At 65.7% G+C, this 16,062-nt stretch carries 12 protein-coding genes, 2 pseudogenes and 2 riboswitches; of the genes and pseudogenes, 5 read left to right on the forward strand and 9 right to left on the reverse strand.

Annotated elements, in window-relative coordinates:
• The first annotated feature begins 37 nt into the window (after nt 1–37).
• Nucleotides 38–1,855, forward strand: a complete 1,818-nt coding sequence (gene recQ / locus A37E_RS0121380) for a DNA helicase RecQ (RefSeq protein ID WP_029558490.1) — start codon at nt 38–40, stop codon at nt 1,853–1,855.
• 69 nt (nt 1,856–1,924) lie between these two features.
• On the opposite strand, the gene A37E_RS0121385 is transcribed toward recQ, so the two are convergent.
• The gene (locus tag A37E_RS0121385) at nt 1,925–2,809 is read right to left on the reverse strand and encodes an ATP-binding protein (protein ID WP_029558491.1); all 885 of its coding nucleotides are present in this window, start codon (nt 2,807–2,809) and stop codon (nt 1,925–1,927) included.
• Between the two features lie 234 nt (nt 2,810–3,043).
• Here A37E_RS0121385 and A37E_RS0121390 point away from each other — a divergent pair, with 234 nt between their 5' ends.
• The gene (locus A37E_RS0121390; RefSeq protein WP_029558492.1) at nt 3,044–3,697 is read left to right on the forward strand and encodes a hypothetical protein; all 654 of its coding nucleotides are present in this window, start codon (nt 3,044–3,046) and stop codon (nt 3,695–3,697) included.
• A gap of 9 nt (nt 3,698–3,706) precedes the next feature.
• On the opposite strand, the gene A37E_RS0121395 is transcribed toward A37E_RS0121390, so the two are convergent.
• The 7 genes and pseudogenes from A37E_RS0121395 to A37E_RS0121430 form a co-directional block, all read right to left on the reverse strand.
• Nucleotides 3,707–4,543 carry a sulfite exporter TauE/SafE family protein gene (locus A37E_RS0121395; RefSeq protein WP_024279065.1) on the reverse strand — a complete coding sequence of 279 codons (837 nt, stop codon included), beginning with the start codon at nt 4,541–4,543 and terminating at the stop codon, nt 3,707–3,709.
• Between the two features lie 134 nt (nt 4,544–4,677).
• Nucleotides 4,678–5,670 carry a tRNA dihydrouridine(20/20a) synthase DusA gene (dusA, locus tag A37E_RS0121400; RefSeq protein ID WP_081837712.1) on the reverse strand — a complete coding sequence of 331 codons (993 nt, stop codon included), beginning with the start codon at nt 5,668–5,670 and terminating at the stop codon, nt 4,678–4,680.
• Nucleotides 5,671–5,965: 295 nt separating this feature from the next.
• Nucleotides 5,966–6,709: a hypothetical protein gene (locus A37E_RS0121405; protein ID WP_051679240.1), complete on the reverse strand. Its 744-nt coding sequence runs from the start codon at nt 6,707–6,709 to the stop codon at nt 5,966–5,968.
• A gap of 269 nt (nt 6,710–6,978) precedes the next feature.
• Nucleotides 6,979–7,899 (reverse strand): ABC transporter substrate-binding protein, encoded by a 921-nt coding sequence (locus A37E_RS0121415; RefSeq protein ID WP_081837713.1) that lies wholly within the window; start codon nt 7,897–7,899, stop codon nt 6,979–6,981.
• On the reverse strand, nt 7,893–9,875 hold the full coding sequence (locus tag A37E_RS0121420) for a TonB-dependent receptor (protein ID WP_029558497.1): 1,983 nt from the start codon (nt 9,873–9,875) through the stop codon (nt 7,893–7,895). The genes A37E_RS0121415 and A37E_RS0121420 overlap by 7 nt, the downstream gene beginning before the upstream one ends.
• A gap of 101 nt (nt 9,876–9,976) precedes the next feature.
• Nucleotides 9,977–10,176: riboswitch (cobalamin riboswitch) on the reverse strand.
• Between the two features lie 130 nt (nt 10,177–10,306).
• Nucleotides 10,307–11,224: a methylisocitrate lyase gene (prpB, locus tag A37E_RS0121425; RefSeq protein ID WP_029558498.1), complete on the reverse strand. Its 918-nt coding sequence runs from the start codon at nt 11,222–11,224 to the stop codon at nt 10,307–10,309.
• A gap of 11 nt (nt 11,225–11,235) precedes the next feature.
• Nucleotides 11,236–12,033: pseudogene (locus A37E_RS0121430) on the reverse strand (citrate/2-methylcitrate synthase); the annotation flags it as partial.
• 3 nt (nt 12,034–12,036) lie between these two features.
• On the opposite strand from A37E_RS0121430, the gene A37E_RS27510 reads away from it, so the two are divergent.
• The 3 genes and pseudogenes from A37E_RS27510 to metE all read left to right on the forward strand — a co-directional run bounded on the left by A37E_RS27510 (nt 12,037) and on the right by metE (nt 15,499).
• Nucleotides 12,037–12,141, forward strand: a complete 105-nt coding sequence (locus tag A37E_RS27510) for a short-chain fatty acyl-CoA regulator family protein (RefSeq protein WP_245279400.1) — start codon at nt 12,037–12,039, stop codon at nt 12,139–12,141.
• A 152-nt stretch (nt 12,142–12,293) separates the two neighbouring features.
• Nucleotides 12,294–12,809, forward strand: a complete 516-nt coding sequence (locus tag A37E_RS27095) for a hypothetical protein (protein ID WP_156026398.1) — start codon at nt 12,294–12,296, stop codon at nt 12,807–12,809.
• Between the two features lie 18 nt (nt 12,810–12,827).
• A riboswitch (cobalamin riboswitch) is annotated at nt 12,828–13,026 on the forward strand.
• A 116-nt stretch (nt 13,027–13,142) separates the two neighbouring features.
• Nucleotides 13,143–15,499 (forward strand): annotated as a pseudogene (metE, locus tag A37E_RS25540) (5-methyltetrahydropteroyltriglutamate--homocysteine S-methyltransferase).
• A gap of 215 nt (nt 15,500–15,714) precedes the next feature.
• Here the strand turns inward: metE and A37E_RS26635 are convergent.
• Nucleotides 15,715–16,029 (reverse strand): cysteine-rich CWC family protein, encoded by a 315-nt coding sequence (locus A37E_RS26635; protein WP_348550887.1) that lies wholly within the window; start codon nt 16,027–16,029, stop codon nt 15,715–15,717.
• Nucleotides 16,030–16,062: the final 33 nt, after the last annotated feature.

The raw sequence follows: 16,062 nt of genomic DNA on the forward strand, positions 1-16,062 counted from the left end.
CGCATTGCCCGGCGAGGGCAGGGGGCTATAAGGCCCCATGCTCGCTACCCTTCATGATTCCGCTCCGCTTGAGGTCCTGCGCCACGTCTTTGGCTACGAGGCGTTCCGCGGGCGGCAGCGGGATATCGTGGAGCATGTGGTCGCCGGGGGCGATGCCCTTGTGCTCATGCCCACGGGCGGCGGAAAATCCCTGTGTTATCAGGTGCCGGCCCTGGTGCGGCCGGGCACGGGCATCGTGGTCTCGCCGCTGATCGCGCTGATGCACGATCAGGTGCAGGCGCTGCGCCAGCTCGGCGTGAAGGCGGCCATGCTCAATTCGTCGCTTGCCCCCGGCGAGGGGCGGCAGGTGGAGCGGGCGCTCGCCATGGGCGACCTCGACCTCCTTTACGTGGCGCCCGAGCGGCTGCTGACGGACGGCTTCCTCCATCTGCTGGACGGCGCGCGCATCTCTCTGTTCGCCATCGACGAGGCCCATTGCGTCTCCCAGTGGGGGCACGATTTTCGGCCCGAATATCGCCAGCTCACCATTCTGCACGAGCGCTATCCCGGCGTGCCGCGCATGGCGCTCACCGCCACGGCCGACGGGCCGACCCGCCGGGAGATCGTGGAGCGGCTGAATCTGGAGGAGGGGCAGGTGTTCCTGTCCTCCTTCGACCGGCCGAACATCCGCTACCGCATCGCGCCGAAGGCCAATCCCCGCGTGCAGCTGAAGGCCTTCCTCGACGCCCATGATGGCGAGGCGGGCATCATCTATTGCATGAGCCGGGCGAAGGTGGAGGCGACCGCCGAGATGCTCTCCACCGAGGGCCGCACGGCGCTGCCCTATCATGCCGGCCTCGACGCCGACACGCGCGCCCGCCACCAGGACCGCTTCCTGAAGGAGGAAGGCGTGGTGATGGTGGCGACCATCGCCTTCGGCATGGGCATCGACAAGCCGGACGTGCGCTTCGTCGTCCATCTCGACCTGCCGAAAAGCATCGAGGCCTATTATCAGGAAACCGGCCGCGCCGGCCGCGACGGCCTGCCCTCCGAGACGCTGCTGCTGTACGGCGTGGAGGACGTGGCCAAGCTGATCCAGTTCGTGGACGGCTCGGATGCACCCGAGGCAAGGAAGCGGGTGGAGCGCAGCAAGCTCGATGCGCTGCTGGGGCTCGCCGAGACCGCCTCCTGCCGGCGGCAGGTGCTGCTGAAATATTTCGAGGAAGACCTGCCGCAACCGTGCGGCAATTGCGATACCTGCCTCGATCCGCCCCGCACCTTCGACGGCACCGAGGCCGCGCAGAAGCTGCTCTCCTGCGTCTACCGCACCGGGGAGCGGTTCGGCGCCGGCCATGTCATCGACGTGCTGCGCGGCGAGGCCAACGACAAGGTGACCAAGTTCGGCCACGACAAGCTCTCCACCTTCGGCATCGGCGGCAATTTCTCGCGCGATGAATGGCGGGCCGTGGTCCGCCAGCTGGTGGCCATGGGCTATCTCTGGGTGGATGTGGAGGGCCACGGCAGCCTCGGCCTCACCGAGAAATGCCGCCCCGTGCTGCGCGGCGAGGAGCGGGTGGAGCTGAAGGCCGAGGCGCGCCCCCGCGCCGCCCGCGTCACCGGCGGCGGACGCGGCCCCTCCGCCGCTCTGGCCGATCCGGCCGACGAGGCCCTGTTCCAGAAATTGAAGAAGCTCAGGCTGGAGCTGGCGCGGGCGCAGGGCGTGCCGCCCTACGTCATCTTCCACGACACCACCTTGATGGCCATCGCCGAGCTGAAGCCCACCACCATGAAGGCGCTGGGCATGATCTCAGGCATCGGCGAGGCCAAGCTGATGCGCTACGGCCAGCAATTCCTGGCGGTTATCGCCGAGGGGTGAAGTGGAGGCTCCCCTCTCCCTTGCGGGAGAGGAGGCAAGTCAGACGTCGCCCTAGCGCAGGCCGGCGCCTTACGCCGCCTTCAGCGCCACCCCAAGCCGTCCGGCGAGATCCTGCACGAACTGGTAGGCGGTGCGGCCGGAACGGGCGCCACGGGTGGTGGCCCATTCGAGCGCCTTCGGCCGCCACTCCTCTTCCGTCGCGGGAATGCCGTGGTGGTCCACATAGGCGGCGACCATGGCGAGGTATTCGTCCTGGCTGCACTTGTGGAAGCCGAGCCACAGGCCGAACCGGTCGGAGAGGGAGACCTTCTCTTCCACCGCCTCGCCCGGATTGATGGCGGTGGAGCGCTCATTGTCCATCATGTCGCGCGGCAGCAGGTGGCGACGGTTGGACGTGGCGTAGAAGATCACATTGTCCGGCCGCCCCTCGATGCCGCCTTCCAGCACCGCCTTCAGCGACTTGTAGGACGTATCGTCGGAATCGAACGAGAGATCGTCGCAGAAGACAATGAAGCGGTGATGGGAGCCGCGCACCAGGCCCATCAGGGCCGGCAGGGTCTCGATGTCCTCGCGGTGGATCTCCACCAGCTTCAGGCGCGCGCCATCATCGGCCAGAGACCGGTTGATGGCGGCGTGGGAGGCCTTCACCAGCGAGCTTTTCCCCATGCCGCGCGCGCCCCAGAGCAGCGCATTGTTGGCCGGCAGGCCGCGGGCGAAGCGCTCGGTGTTCTCCACGAGCTGGTCGCGCACCCGGTCGATGCCCTGCAAGAGGTCCATTTCCACCCGGTTCACCCGCGGCACAGGCTCGAAGCGGATCGGGTCGGTGTGCCAGACGAAGGCGTCGGCCGCCTCGAAATCCGGTGTGGGTACCGCAGGCGGCGCCAGGCGCTCCAGCGCCCCGGCAATGCGGGTGAGCAGATCGAGGGTCGCGCTCGAAAGATCCGGCTGTGTCATTATCATCCTCCCGCGCGGGGATTAGGACGCGGCTGGCCCGGCGGCAAGGCGGCCCGGCGCGCGTGTGGCGCAAAAGCCATGCGGCGCGCGCATGATGGGGACGACGCCGCAGTGCAACAATTCCGCCTTAACTTCTCCCCATCCATCCTCGACCAAGCAAGCCGAGAGGAACGGTAGCCGCGTGCGCGGTCCCCGTTCCGGTGCCCCACCCTCTGCCCCGGGAGGTCGAGACCCATGGCGATCCGCCGCCCCCTCACGCGCTCCGCGCTTCTGCCGGCGCTGCTTTCTCCGTTCTTCGCCGCCGCGCCGGCGCTTGCCGACGGGACGGAGGCGAAGACGGCCCTGAAGGCCGACGGCTCGACCTCGCTCACCTATTCGACGCCCGTGCAGGACTATGGCGCGGTGGTCGGCCTCGACCTCTCCGCCACGGGATCGAGCGTGGCGCCCACCGTTGGCCAGAGCGCGGACGGCCTCGGCGGCACCGCCTATGCGAAAGTCACCGTCTCCCGGCTGCCGGACTGGATGGTGTGGGAGAAGGGCACGTTGAACGTCTCCGTCGATCCCAACGATGCGGCGAGCAAGCTCGCCACCACCTTCGAGCGCACCATTCCCCTGACCAGCGGTCTCGCGGCGACGCTGGCGGATACCTATCAAGTGAAGGCCGGGTCGCAGGCGTGGGAGACGGACAAGTCGCTCAGCCTCAAGCTGACAGACATGGGCACCACTTTCGCCGTCTCGACCAAGGCGACGAGCAATTCATCCCAGCTTCTGCCCACCGTGAGCGCCCAGCAGCAGCTCGCGCCGGACCTCACGGTGACCACCTCCGTGGCCGATACCGGCTCGACGCTGAACAAGAGCATCACCGCCGGCTTCACCCACCGCTGGTGAGGCGCCGCCTCAGCCTTTTATGATGGCGATGAGGAAGCGCGCGCCGATCAGCAGCAGGAACAGGCCGAAGCCGATCTCCAGATGGCGGCGGCTCAGCCGGTGCGCGAGCCGAGCCCCATAAGGCGCCACCAGCGTCGCCACCGGGGCGATGCACAGAAAGCCGATCACCGAGACATAGCCGATCGATAGCGGCGGCAGCTCGGAGAGGTGCGGCCAGCCGGCGATGGCATAGCCGATCACTCCCGGTATGGGGATGATGACGCCGATGCCGGCCGAGGTCGCAACGGCGGCGTGGATCGGCACGCCGTAGAGCAGCAGGATGTTGGTGGAGATGCCCCCACCCGAGATGCCCACCAGCGACGACGCGAGGCCGATAAAGAAGCCGTAGAAGCGCATCACCGCGGAAGAGGGCAGGTGGTCGGAGATACGGATGTCGTTGCGGCCGATGAGGCTCTTCAGCCCCAGCAGCGACACCACCGCCACGAAAACCGCCTGTAGCACCCAACCCGCCGCCACCGCCGCAATGGCGCTGCCCGCTATGATGCCGATGATGGCCGGGATGCGCCATTTCGCCAGCACGCCGGGCAGCGATGCGCCCTTGGCGATGTGGGTGCGGTGGGAGGCCATGGCGGTGGGGATGATGATGGCGAGGGAGGTGCCGACGCACAATTGCATCCGCACGCTGTCGTCCACCCCGAGGAAGCCGAAGACCTCGTACAGCACCGGCACGATGACGCCGCCGCCGCCAATGCCGAAGAGACCGGCGAGCAGGCCCGTGAGCAGGCCACCGGCCAGCATGGCGGCGACGAGCAGGACGAGCTCCTGCACGGGAACGTTGGAAAACATGAGCGGAACCGAAGGCTTGCGGGCGGATAGGCGACGAGGAGTGGCCCGGAATTCGGCATATGTCCACTGTGCCGGCCGCATGACGCCGGCGAGAGCTGCGCTATTCACGCAACTCCGCAGGAATTGCCGCCTCGTCAGGCCGCCTGCAGGTCGCGGCGGCGCACCTCGTCCACCGCACTGCGCAGCACCTCGAGCCCGGCACCGGGGATGATGGCCTCGGTGGAGAGGCGGCGGCGGAAGATGCGCGCGCCCTTCTTGCCGCCGAACAGGCCCAGCATGTGGCGGGTGATGTCGGACAGCCGGCCGCCGGCTTCGAGGTGGCGGGCGATATAGGGCTCGAACGCCTCGATGGCCGCGAACGTATCCTCGTGCGGGGCCGGGACGCCGTGGAGGGTGAGGTCCACATCCGCCAGCAGTTCCGGCGTGTGATAGGCGGCGCGGCCGAACATGATGCCGTCGAGCCCCTCCGCCTCGGCGAGCCCCTGCGCGAGGCTTTCGAGACCGCCGTTGAGGGACACCGGAACGTGTGGCAGGCGGGCCTTGAGGCGTCGCACGCGGTCATAGTCGAGGGGCGGGATGTCCCGGTTCTCGCGCGGGGAAAGGCCGTTCAGCCACGCCTTGCGGGCATGGACGATGAGCCCGTCGCAACCGGCCGCCAGCACGGCGTCGGCCAGGGTGTCGAGGGCTTCCTCGGGGTCCTGGTCGTCCACGCCGATGCGGCATTTCACGGTGACGGGGAGGGATACGGCGCCCTTCATGGCGGCGACGCACTCGGCCACCACCTGCGGCTCGCGCATGAGACACGCGCCGAAATTACCGCCCTGAACCCGGTCGGAGGGGCAGCCCACGTTGAGGTTGATCTCGTCATAGCCGAAATCGGCGCAGATACGCGCCGCCTGGGCCAAAAGCGCCGGATCACTGCCGCCGAGTTGCACGGCCACCGGATGCTCGACCTCCGAAAACCCGAGCAGCCGGGCCCGGTCGCCATGGATCACGGCAGGCGCCGTCACCATCTCCGTATAGAGCAGCGCATGGCGCGAGAAGGTGCGATGGAAGGCCCGGCAATGCCGGTCCGTCCAGTCCATCATGGGCGCCACGGACAGTACAATGTTCTGATTTTTAAGCATTATTCGGTAGTTGGATAACATTTCGCCGTACCGTGTGCACGTGGTGCGCACACGGATTGGCCTCCTTCACTAAACTAAAATCCGGCTTCTGGAGAGCCCGGAACCGTCGGAAGGGGCAGAACGTGAACGCAGACGTTCCTGCGCCGCATCGATCGCCAGGGAGCCGTGGCTCGGATTGCGTCCGAGGCGGTCAGGCAGCATGTCTCGGCGACGGCCCACCCTCGATGGCCTGCCGCTTGCGGAATTGGTCAACTGCGCCAGCGCAGCGGGCGGCGCTGCGCTCTACCAAGAACCTTTAGAAGCAAGCGCCAGTCTCGGTGTCAGCGACCCCATCCGCATCCGGAGCGGCAGGAGGGTGGATGGAGAAGCACGGCACCCACCCCTCGGGGATTGGAACATTGGCGGCGTGGGTGCGCTGGTGTGCCAGAAGCCTCGGCAGAACGTGCGTGTGCGGGCCGTCGGGGCTCCGGCCGTCGGGCGGCGGGATGGGCGAGAAAACTTCAATGCGCGCGAGCGCTGAGATGAACACGCGGTGCGGCCCGTGCGCGACCAAGGCGGGCATAAGGCCGGGAACCTCGAAAACCGGACGGCCCTCCCCAGCGCGCAGGATCGCCAGGAGGTCCGGAGCACCGGTCCGTATGCACGCCTCGACGGACCCAAGTCCAATGCCGAGGTCGAACAGAACGGCATCGCGATCCTCTTCCCGAAGGGCATCGGCATCGGTCCCCACCTCAGTGAGGACGCCGCGGCCAGCGCGGCCGGCCAAGGTGGTGGGCAGGCACACGGCGCGAGCCGGAATCCGGCGCTCAACATGGCGCGAAGGCATGCGATAGTCGACGAGGACGGCTTGCGGATGGTCGTGAAAGCGCAGCCCGCCGCGGGTCGTCAGTAACGAAAGGCTATCGGGCCCCTCCCACACCTCCGCCGCCTCGGCGGGGTCTCGCATGAATTCCGCGATGGCCCCGAAAATGCCGAGGCTGAAGCCGCAATAAGGGTCCCGGATATGTGCTGCGGTCGCGTCGAAGACGTTATCGCTCATGCTGGCTGGCCTCCTGCCTGCTGTTTTCGCGCCTGGGTCGGGACCATGGCAGGACGACACTCTCGCCCGCATGTTCGAACCGCAGGCCATCGACCGACAACGCCTCTGCGATCCGTTCTTCGTCCAGCACCGGCCTTGGGACACCTTCGGCGATAAGGCCCCATCCTTCATCAAGGCGACCCGATCACAGAAGCGGGCGGAGGCCGGAAGGTCGTGAATCATGGCGATCACCGCAGCGTCGCGCCGGAGCAGAATGCGGCGTTCGGGAATCAACGTAGGGTGCCCCCGCCGAGGTGAGCGGCCGGCCGATCTTCTCCAGACGCACCGACACCGGAAAGGCTCAGCCGGGCGGTGGCGAGACGCGCCGCGGCCTCGGTGAGCGCGGGACCGGCACACGTCCAAAGCCGGGGCGGCAGTGCGACGGACCGTCCGGCGGTTGCAAATGCGGCCAATACCGGGTGGCGCAGGAGCCCATCGGCGAGTGAGGGAGGCGCGTCCTTCTCCGCATTGATGATGAGGAGGTCGGGGTTCGCGCGCACGATCTCCTCAAGTGTCAGTTGTCCCTTCCTGTCGGTGGACAGGCGGGCGGCAAGGTTCGATAGACCGGCCTTCTGCATCACCTCGTCAGAGATCGAGCCCCGGCCGACCGTGAAGCCATTGGGCCGCAGGACCACCGCTGTGGGGTGGTTCTCTGCGACGGCCGGCAGCCGGGCGAACCCGACCTCCATCTCCCGCACCGTCTGCTCGCCCCGCTCCGGCACGCCAAGCCGCGCGGCCACCATACGGATCTGGGCATACGCCTCACCCAGAGTTCGGGGAATATCCAGTTCCAGCACCTCGAAGCCAAGTCGGCGCAGCATGGCCGTGGTGGTGCGCGTGGTATAGGCCCCGACAATGACCAGATCCGGCTTCAGGGGGACGATCTCCTCGGCCAAACCCCGGTTCATCGGCACGGTGCGGGCAAGGTCCGCGACGTTAGAGGCGCGGGGGTCGCGGGCGAGAAACGTGACGGATGCGACCTGTCCCGGATCGGCAAGGCGCAACACCAGTTCATCCGCGCACAGGTTGAGCGAGACGACGCGAAGCAGGGCGGCTGTGCGCCCAGCTTCGGCAAACGCCCCCTGCGTCAGCAGAAGGTGCCACACGGCGACGAGCACGCTCGCAAGGCGCCGCGCAGCTTCCCTCACCATGTGAGCTTCACACCGCCATAGGCGCCGAAGCCGGGAGCAAGAAAGCCGTTGGGATTTTCGTAGGTCTGGTCGAACAGGTTGTCGATGCGCCCAAAAAGCGTGGCGTTGGCGTTCAACTTATAGTTGGCGGCAACGTTGACCACCGTATAGCCGGGCTGGTCGATGTAGTTCGAGGTGAGACGCACGATGTCCCACCAGGAGGACGCGTAGACGAGGCTCGCCGTGAGGTCGAGTTCGTCGGTCGGCCGCCAGCCGAGGGTAAGGCTCACCTTGTTGTTGGGCCGCCGCAGGGGATTGCAGGACGTGGCGTCGATGGGCGCACAGGCGGCGCCAAACGGCAGGCCAGGGGGCACATATCCGACCACGTCGGTGTAGGTATAGTCCACGCGCGCATCAATGCTGTCGGTGACCTTGACGGCGATGAACGCCTCAACACCCTGCGACACGGCATTTGAAATGTTGATGTTCTGATACGTCACCGGATCGTAGCTGATGAGGTTGGTGATGTTGTTGTGGAAGTAGGTCACGCCGAACAGCACCCGGTCCCCGAATGCTTTCTGCTCAAAGCCTGCGTCCCATCCGGTGCTTTCTTCCGGCAGCAGGTTCAGGTTGCCGTAATAGGGCGCATAAAGCTGGTAGAGCGTGGGGGCCTTAAAGCCCGTGCCGTAGCTCGCTTTCAGCTTGGTGCCGGTCTCGTCGAACAGAAGAGCAGGGGCGAGACGGAAGGTGGTGTGGTCGCCGAAGCTGTCGTCGCTGTCGTAGCGCACGTTGGCGGCAAAGAAGAGCCGGTTCCAGAGATTGCCCTGATACTCCGCATACACGCCCGTGTCTCCTGTCGCGGCGTCGATGGATGTGTAGGCGGTGGAGGAGGTCATGCTCTCGTTGCGCCGCTCAGCACCCACCAGCAGGTTCTGTCCCGGCGCGAAGGCGTAGTTGGACCGCAGGTAATAGATCTGCCGGTCGCCCTCATAGGTGCCGTTCACTGACGTGTTCGGCCCGACGGTGGGATTGGACGTTGAAAGCTCGCTCACACCGAAGGTGGTTATGAGGCGATCATCGAAAGCCTTCCACACCCCTTCGCCCTTGGTGAAGAACATGCTGGCATAGGACGTGGAACGCTGCGCGGCCGGCACGCCGGAATAGGTGGGCGGGGGATAGGTGTCCGGCGTGAAGGCGAGGCTCGAGTCGATGTAGCGCGCAACGAAGTTGACCGCGAAATTGTCCGCCGCCTGCCAGTCGAGACGCGTCGAATACGTCCAGTTGTCGTAAGCGTTGGGATTGAGCGGCCAGAAGGGGGGCGCGATGTTCTGGGGCGTCACCGGAATGTCGGTGGACGAGAAGTGGGTGACGTTGAACGAATACGACAGTTTTTCCGTCGAACCGGAGAGGCTTGCATACTGGTTGAAGGTGCCGAGCGCTCCGCCCTCCACATAGGCCGTGACCTTGGGCGGACCTTCGCCCTTCTTTGTGGTGACCGCAATGACGCCGCCGATGGCGTCCGAGCCATAGAGGCCCGACTGCGGGCCGCGCAGCACCTCCACCCGCTCGAGATCGGAGGCCATGAGCTGTCCGAAGTCGAAGGCGCCGTTGGGCGTGGAGGGATTTCCGGCGTCAATGCCGTCAATCAACACCTTCACATGATTGGAGTTTGTGCCCCGGATGAAAACCGAGGTCTGCCCTCCGGGGCCGCCCGTCTGCACCACGTTGAGGCCGGGCAGGGACTGCAGCACGTCCGGGAGTGTGCGCTGCTGGGCCCGGGCGATGTCGTCGGCGGTGACGATGCTGACCGAACTCGCCACCTCGGTCTCGGGCGTCGGAATGCCGGTGGCGCTGACAACGAGGGTGGGCAGGTCACCGGCATTTTGGTCGTCCGCCGTCTGGGCAAAGGCACACGGAGCGGATGCGACGGAAAGGAAGGCAACGAGGGCCGTGGCCCGACCGGGGCGGCGGGGGAAGGACAGCAGAACGGACGACATGAAGACACTCGGCGGCGCGGGTGGTCCGTCACCGCGAACGAGGTCGCCCGGCCGAGAAAGGCTGGAAAACCGCCACCAGGACACCCCGCCCAATGAGCTCGCGTGTGACCACGATCGACGGCAGGTCTCCTGGCTCACGGGTCACCGCCCGTCTGCCGCCTTCCCAGATCTCGCGACCCAGTGGCTGATGGCAGAGGACTCGCCGCTTACAGTTGCGGGGGCAGCCACGGCATTTTCGGACTCACCGAATCACCGTGTTCCCTTTTGATCCCTTTCGGGAACCGTCACTTTAACGATACGGATAGATTTTGCGGTGCGTCAATGGCTCGCCACGATAAAGACGGAAAGCGCCCGAGTTGCTGCGAAAATGCCACAATGTGGCATCGTCAGCGTCGCGGCTCCCGGGCGCTCTGAATCCTGACCCGTTGACGTCACTCTGCCGCGAGCGTCGGAACCACGGTTGCAACGATCGACGCATCGAGTGCCTCGAAGGTCTTGAGGCCGATGAGATCGTAGAGCTCGGCCCGCGTCTGCATTTCGCCGACCATTGCCTGCGTGGAGCCATCGCGCGCAAGCGTCGCGTAGAGCGTTTCCTGTGCCTTGTTGGCCACCCGCAGCGATGACACGGGCCAGATCACCAGACGATAGCCCATAGCCTCGAACTCGGAAGCGGTGAAGAAGGGGGTTCGGCCAAACTCGGTCATGTTGGCGAGCAGCGGCACGCCGGGCATGCGCCGTGCGAATTCGCGGAACATCTCCGCATCGTTGAGCGCCTCGGGGAAGATGGCGTCGGCTCCCGCTTCAACGTAGAGCTTGGCGCGGGCCACCGCCCCGTCGATCCCCTCGCTGGCCGCCGCGTCGGTCCGCGCGATGAGGTAGAGGTGGCGCCGGGCTTTGGCGGCGGCGGCTACCTTGGCAGCCATGTCGCGGGCGTCCGCCAGCTTCTTGTCGTTCAGGTGGCCGCATTTCTTCGGAAGAAGCTGATCCTCGATGTGGACCGCCCCGGCGCCAGCCTCCTCGAAAGTGCGCACCATGTGCATCACGTTGAGCGCTTCGCCATAGCCGGTGTCGCCGTCCACCAGCACCGGCAGGCCGCTCGCGCGGGCCACCTGACGGATGAAGAAAGCAACTTCATCCACGGTGATGATGCCGAGGTCCGGCAGGCCCATGGACGCCGTCATGGCGGCGCCGGAGAGATAGAGGGCATTGAAGCCGGCTGCCTTCGCCTGCAGCGCAGCCATGCCGTTGTGCGTGCCGGGAATCTTCAGGATCCCATTGGCCTCCACGAGGGCCCGGAAGCGGGTGCCGGCAGGCGCGGCGGGGCGATCGGATGCGACGAGATAGGGCATGTGTCTCTCTTTCAGGCCGCGCGGACGGCGGCGCGACCGCGCGCTTCCAGCGGCACGAACACCTGGTGCTCCGGCCCCACATAATTGGCCGATGGGCGGATGATCTTGTTGTCGGCGCGCTGCTCCAGAATGTGCGCGCTCCAGCCCGACGTGCGGGCGATGACGAAGAGTGGCGTGAACAGAGCCGTGGGTATCCCCATCATGTGGTAGGAGACCGCGCTGAACCAATCGAGATTGGCGAACATCTTCTTGGTCTCGCCCATCACCTGCTCGATGCGGCTGGCGATCTCGAACATGCGGAGCGCGCCCGCCTCGATGGACAGCCGCCGCGCCACCTCGCGGATGACCACGTTGCGCGGGTCGGCCACGGTGTAGACCGGGTGGCCGAAGCCGATCACCACTTCCTTGGCGGCGATCCGGCGGCGAATGTCCGCCTCCGCCTCGTCCGGGTCGGCGTAGCGCTTCTGGATTTCGAAGGCGACTTCGTTGGCGCCGCCGTGCTTCGGCCCGCGCAGGGCGCCGATGGCGCCGGTGATGGCCGAGTAGAAATCCGCCCCCGTGCCGGCGATGGAGCGGGCGGTGAAGGTGGAAGCGTTGAATTCGTGCTCCGCATAGAGGATCAGCGAGGTGTGCATCGCTCGCACATGGCTCGCGCTCGGCGCGCGACCGTGCAGAAGATGGAGGAAATGCCCGCCGATGGTGTCGTCGTCCGTCTCCACCTCGATGCGCCGGCCGTTCTGGGAGAAGTGGAACCAGTAGAGCAGCATGGAGCCGAGGGAGGCCATCAGCCGGTCGGCGATGTCCCGTGCAAGGTGTGTGATCGCCCGGCGTGCCCGCAGCGTGCTTTCCCGATGATCGGCAGACCTATTGCCGTGGACGAGACTCTGAGCGTGTTCACGCCCTATGCCGCTGGCTAGGATATGATCGCACGTGGTCTAGGATTTAAGCGTGACAGCAATCTAAATCGCCCAAATCTGCCGCGTTCCACGGGCATGGAGCCCCCCAAGGCTCAAATTTCTTTCGTAACAGCGAAGTTGTTGTCTCGTGCAAGCTTTTGTCGAGGTTTTACATGGGTCAGCCCGGCAGAATGACGACGGAAAATGAGGGTGCACATGTGTTGGTTCGCCTCACATGGAATGATCTCCCACCCATCGATCGAGACCGCCGCATCAGGGCATCGGAAGGCCTCGCGAGGCTTATGGCGCGAAAGCTCGACGGCGGTGATTATGCGGTTGGCGAAGGATGGATGTCGTTCAGGGTTCCCGATCCCGGAGAGCGCCGGCTTGAGGCGTTTACCAAGCGGATGGAGACTCGTATCGGCGAGATACTGTTCGCCCCGCTTACCCCGAAAGCCGTTGACAGGGCTCTTGGCATCACTCCCAGAGAGCGCATTCGTTGGTACAAGGATGGGCGCCTTCCCACCTGCGGCCGGGAAAAAACCGACCATGGCGACCGCACAATTCAGTTCCCTATGTTTCCATTTGCAAATATCGCCAGCATCCAGGCGAACCCCCAGCCGAGACCGATGTCCACACAGCATTCGATCACCATTTTCCGATATAAAGATGTCCTTATATGCCGTTGACGCACTGGCGTTTGGCGCGTACGTAGACGGCGTCGTGGTTCTCTGGGCCGTTTGTGGCACCGGAGCTAAGAGGGAAGCCGGTTTAATGCCGGCGCTGCCCCCGCAACTGTAAGCGGCGAGCTGACGTCCATTCATGTCACTGGGAGCAATCCTGGGAAGACGGACGACCGGCCGAGACCCGTGAGCCAGGAGACCTGCCCCGACAACATACGTACTCGGGCGGGGTGTCCTGGTGGTGCGCTTGGGTCTCGGTTGGCTCGCGCCCACCGCGCCCTGTCGCGGCTGCCATGGCCTTCGCCCATTCAACGGAAGGGTTGAAGAGCCGTGACGACGATCACCACACCACCCCCCGCCATTCCCGTGGCCACGCTCGGGACTCCCCGCATCGGTCCACGCCGGGAGCTGAAGGCTGCGCTTGAAAGCTATTGGGCCGGGAAGACCGGCGACGCGGAGCTGCTGGACATCTCCGCTGCCCTGCGGGCCGCGAACTGGGCCCGCCAGAAGGCGCGCGGCGTGACCGTGATCCCGTCCAACGACTTCTCCCTCTACGATCAGGTGTTGGACACCAGCGTGATGGTCGGCGCCATTCCGGAAGTCTATGGCTGGCGCGGTGGAAAAGTCCCGCTCTCGGTCTATTTCGCCATGGCCCGGGGCGCTGATGGCGCGGCGTCCGAGGCCTCCTGTGGCCATTCCCATCACGGGGACGGAAGTGCAGGGCAGGGGGCGCCGGCGCAGGAAATGACGAAGTGGTTCGACACCAATTATCATTACATGGTGCCGGAATTCGCTCCGAACCAGACCTTTCAGCTCGCCAGCCTGAAGGCGGTGGACGAGTATCGCGAGGCCAAAGCCCTCGGCTATGAAACCCGGCCGGTGCTGCTCGGGCCTGTCACCTTCCTGAAGCTCGGCAAGAGCAAGGAGGCGGGCTTCGATCCCCTGAGCCTCCTCGGCAACATCCTGCCGGTCTATGTGGATGTGCTCCGCCGCCTGTCCGCCAACGGCGCCGAGTGGGTGCAGATCGACGAGCCCTGTCTCGTGCTCGATCTCGACAATGCTGCGCGTGACGCCCTGCGGCGTGCCTATGCCTCCATCGCGCACGCTCTGCCCAAACTCAAGATCATGCTCGCCACCTATTTCGGCGCGCTCGGCGACAATCTCGATGCGACCCTGTCCCTTCCGGTCGCCGGACTCCATGTGGACCTGGTTCGTGCGCCGGAACAGCTTGAGGCGGTGGTGGAGAAAGCCCGTCCGGGCCTCGTGCTGTCGCTTGGGGCGATCGATGGTCGCAACATCTGGCGTGCCAACCTGTCCGCGCTCGCGGAGCGTCTGAAGGCAGTGGTCGCCCGGCGCGGCACCGATCATGTGCAGCTTGCTCCCTCATGCTCGCTTCTCCACGTACCGGTGGATCTCGATCAGGAGACCGATCTCGATCCGGACCTGAAGTCCTGGCTCGCCTTCTCGCTGCAGAAAATGGACGAGCTTGCCGTGCTCTCGGCCGCGCTTTCGGGCGACAGCGCGCGGGTGAAGGACGCGCTGGATGCCTCCGCTGCGGCAGCTGAAGCGCGTCGGACGTCGCCCAAGGTGCACAACGCGGCAGTCGCGGCGCGAACCGGCGCGGTCACGGCCGCCATGGCCCGCCGCACGAGCCCGTTCAGCACGCGTGCCGAACTCCAGCACAAGCGCTTCGGCCTTCCCGCCTTTCCCACCACGACCATCGGCTCATTTCCGCAGACTGCCGAAGTGCGCCAGGCCCGTTCAGCTCATGCCAAGGGTGCGCTCAGCGATGACGCTTACACCCAATTCCTGCGCGAGGAGACCGCGCGTGCGGTGCGCTGGCAGGAGGACATCGGCCTCGACGTGCTGGTCCACGGCGAGTTCGAACGTAACGACATGGTTCAGTATTTCGGCGAGCAGCTCTCCGGTTTCGCCTTCACCAAGCACGGCTGGGTCCAGAGCTACGGCTCGCGCTATGTACGGCCGCCCATCCTGTTCGGCGACGTCGCCCGCCCGGCGCCCATGACCGTGGAGTGGTGGCGCTACGCCCAGTCGCTGACGCAGAAGCCGCTCAAGGGGATGCTCACCGGGCCGGTCACCATCCTCAACTGGTCGTTTGTGCGCGATGACCTTCCGCGCAGCGCTGCATGCCGGCAGATCGCCCTCGCCATCGCGACGAGGTGGAAGATCTGGAGCAGGCGGGCGCCGCCATGATCCAGATCGACGAGGCGGCCCTGCGCGAGGGACTGCCGCTGCGCCGGAGCCAGTGGGGTGAATATCTCCGGTGGGCGGTGGAGTGCTTCCGTCTGTGCTCGTCCGGCGTCGGCGACCAGACGCAGATCCACACCCACATGTGCTATTCCGAGTTCAACGACATTATCGATGCTATCGGTGCCATGGACGCGGACGTCATCTCCATCGAGACCTCGCGCTCGAAGATGGAGCTGCTCGATGCTTTCCGCAGCTACAAGTACCCGAACGAGATCGGGCCCGGCGTCTACGACATCCATTCCCCCCGCGTGCCCGCCGTCTCCGAAATGACGGATCTGCTGTCCCGTGCCCGCCAGCGGCTGGATGACAGCCAGATCTGGATCAATCCCGATTGCGGCCTGAAGACACGCAAGTGGGAGGAGGTGAAGCCAGCGCTCGTCAACATGGTCGCCGCCGCGCGGGCTATCAGGTCAGCCACGAACTGATCCGAAGCAGGCAGGCGCGGGCGGACAGCCTGCGCCCGCCATGAAGGCGCCGGCCTGCCCACGGGTTGGAGCGCGCGTGGCGTCACCGGCTCGCTGTCTCTCGTGGGCGCGCTCCACGGATTTTCACAGCCCGCGTCGTTCAAATCCGCCAGCCGGGCGGCGGAGCATACCTAAAGGGTCCGTGCTCTGCAGCAGGTGAGCGTTCGAAAGGGTAGTCAGGATTTGCAGGGGTTTCGTCCGGGCTGCTGCTGCCTGATCTCGCGTTGCAGACACTCAGGGCAAAGGCAATCCCCTTCGGCCTGCCTGACCTCCAGTTTTGGCAGATCCTGGCACCAGCACCATGAATCGGAAACCGAGGACGCCGATCCGCACGTGAATTCAGCGCCGCATCTTTCGCAGAGCAGCCGACGGATCGGAACGACAACAGGCACGGCATCGCCTCGCGCTTGATCGCGGATCGGCGTCCCAGCGCTGACAGCCTCTTGAAACTGGGACCGGTGTAACCCGCAGACGATCATATTGCTTCCCATTCTGGAAGATGGAAGCTCTATCTCTGAACGTGG

Origin of the sequence: Xanthobacter sp. 91, from assembly GCF_000702385.1 — a bacterium.
In the GTDB taxonomy this organism is placed as follows: Bacteria; Pseudomonadota; Alphaproteobacteria; order Rhizobiales; family Xanthobacteraceae; genus Xanthobacter; species Xanthobacter aminoxidans.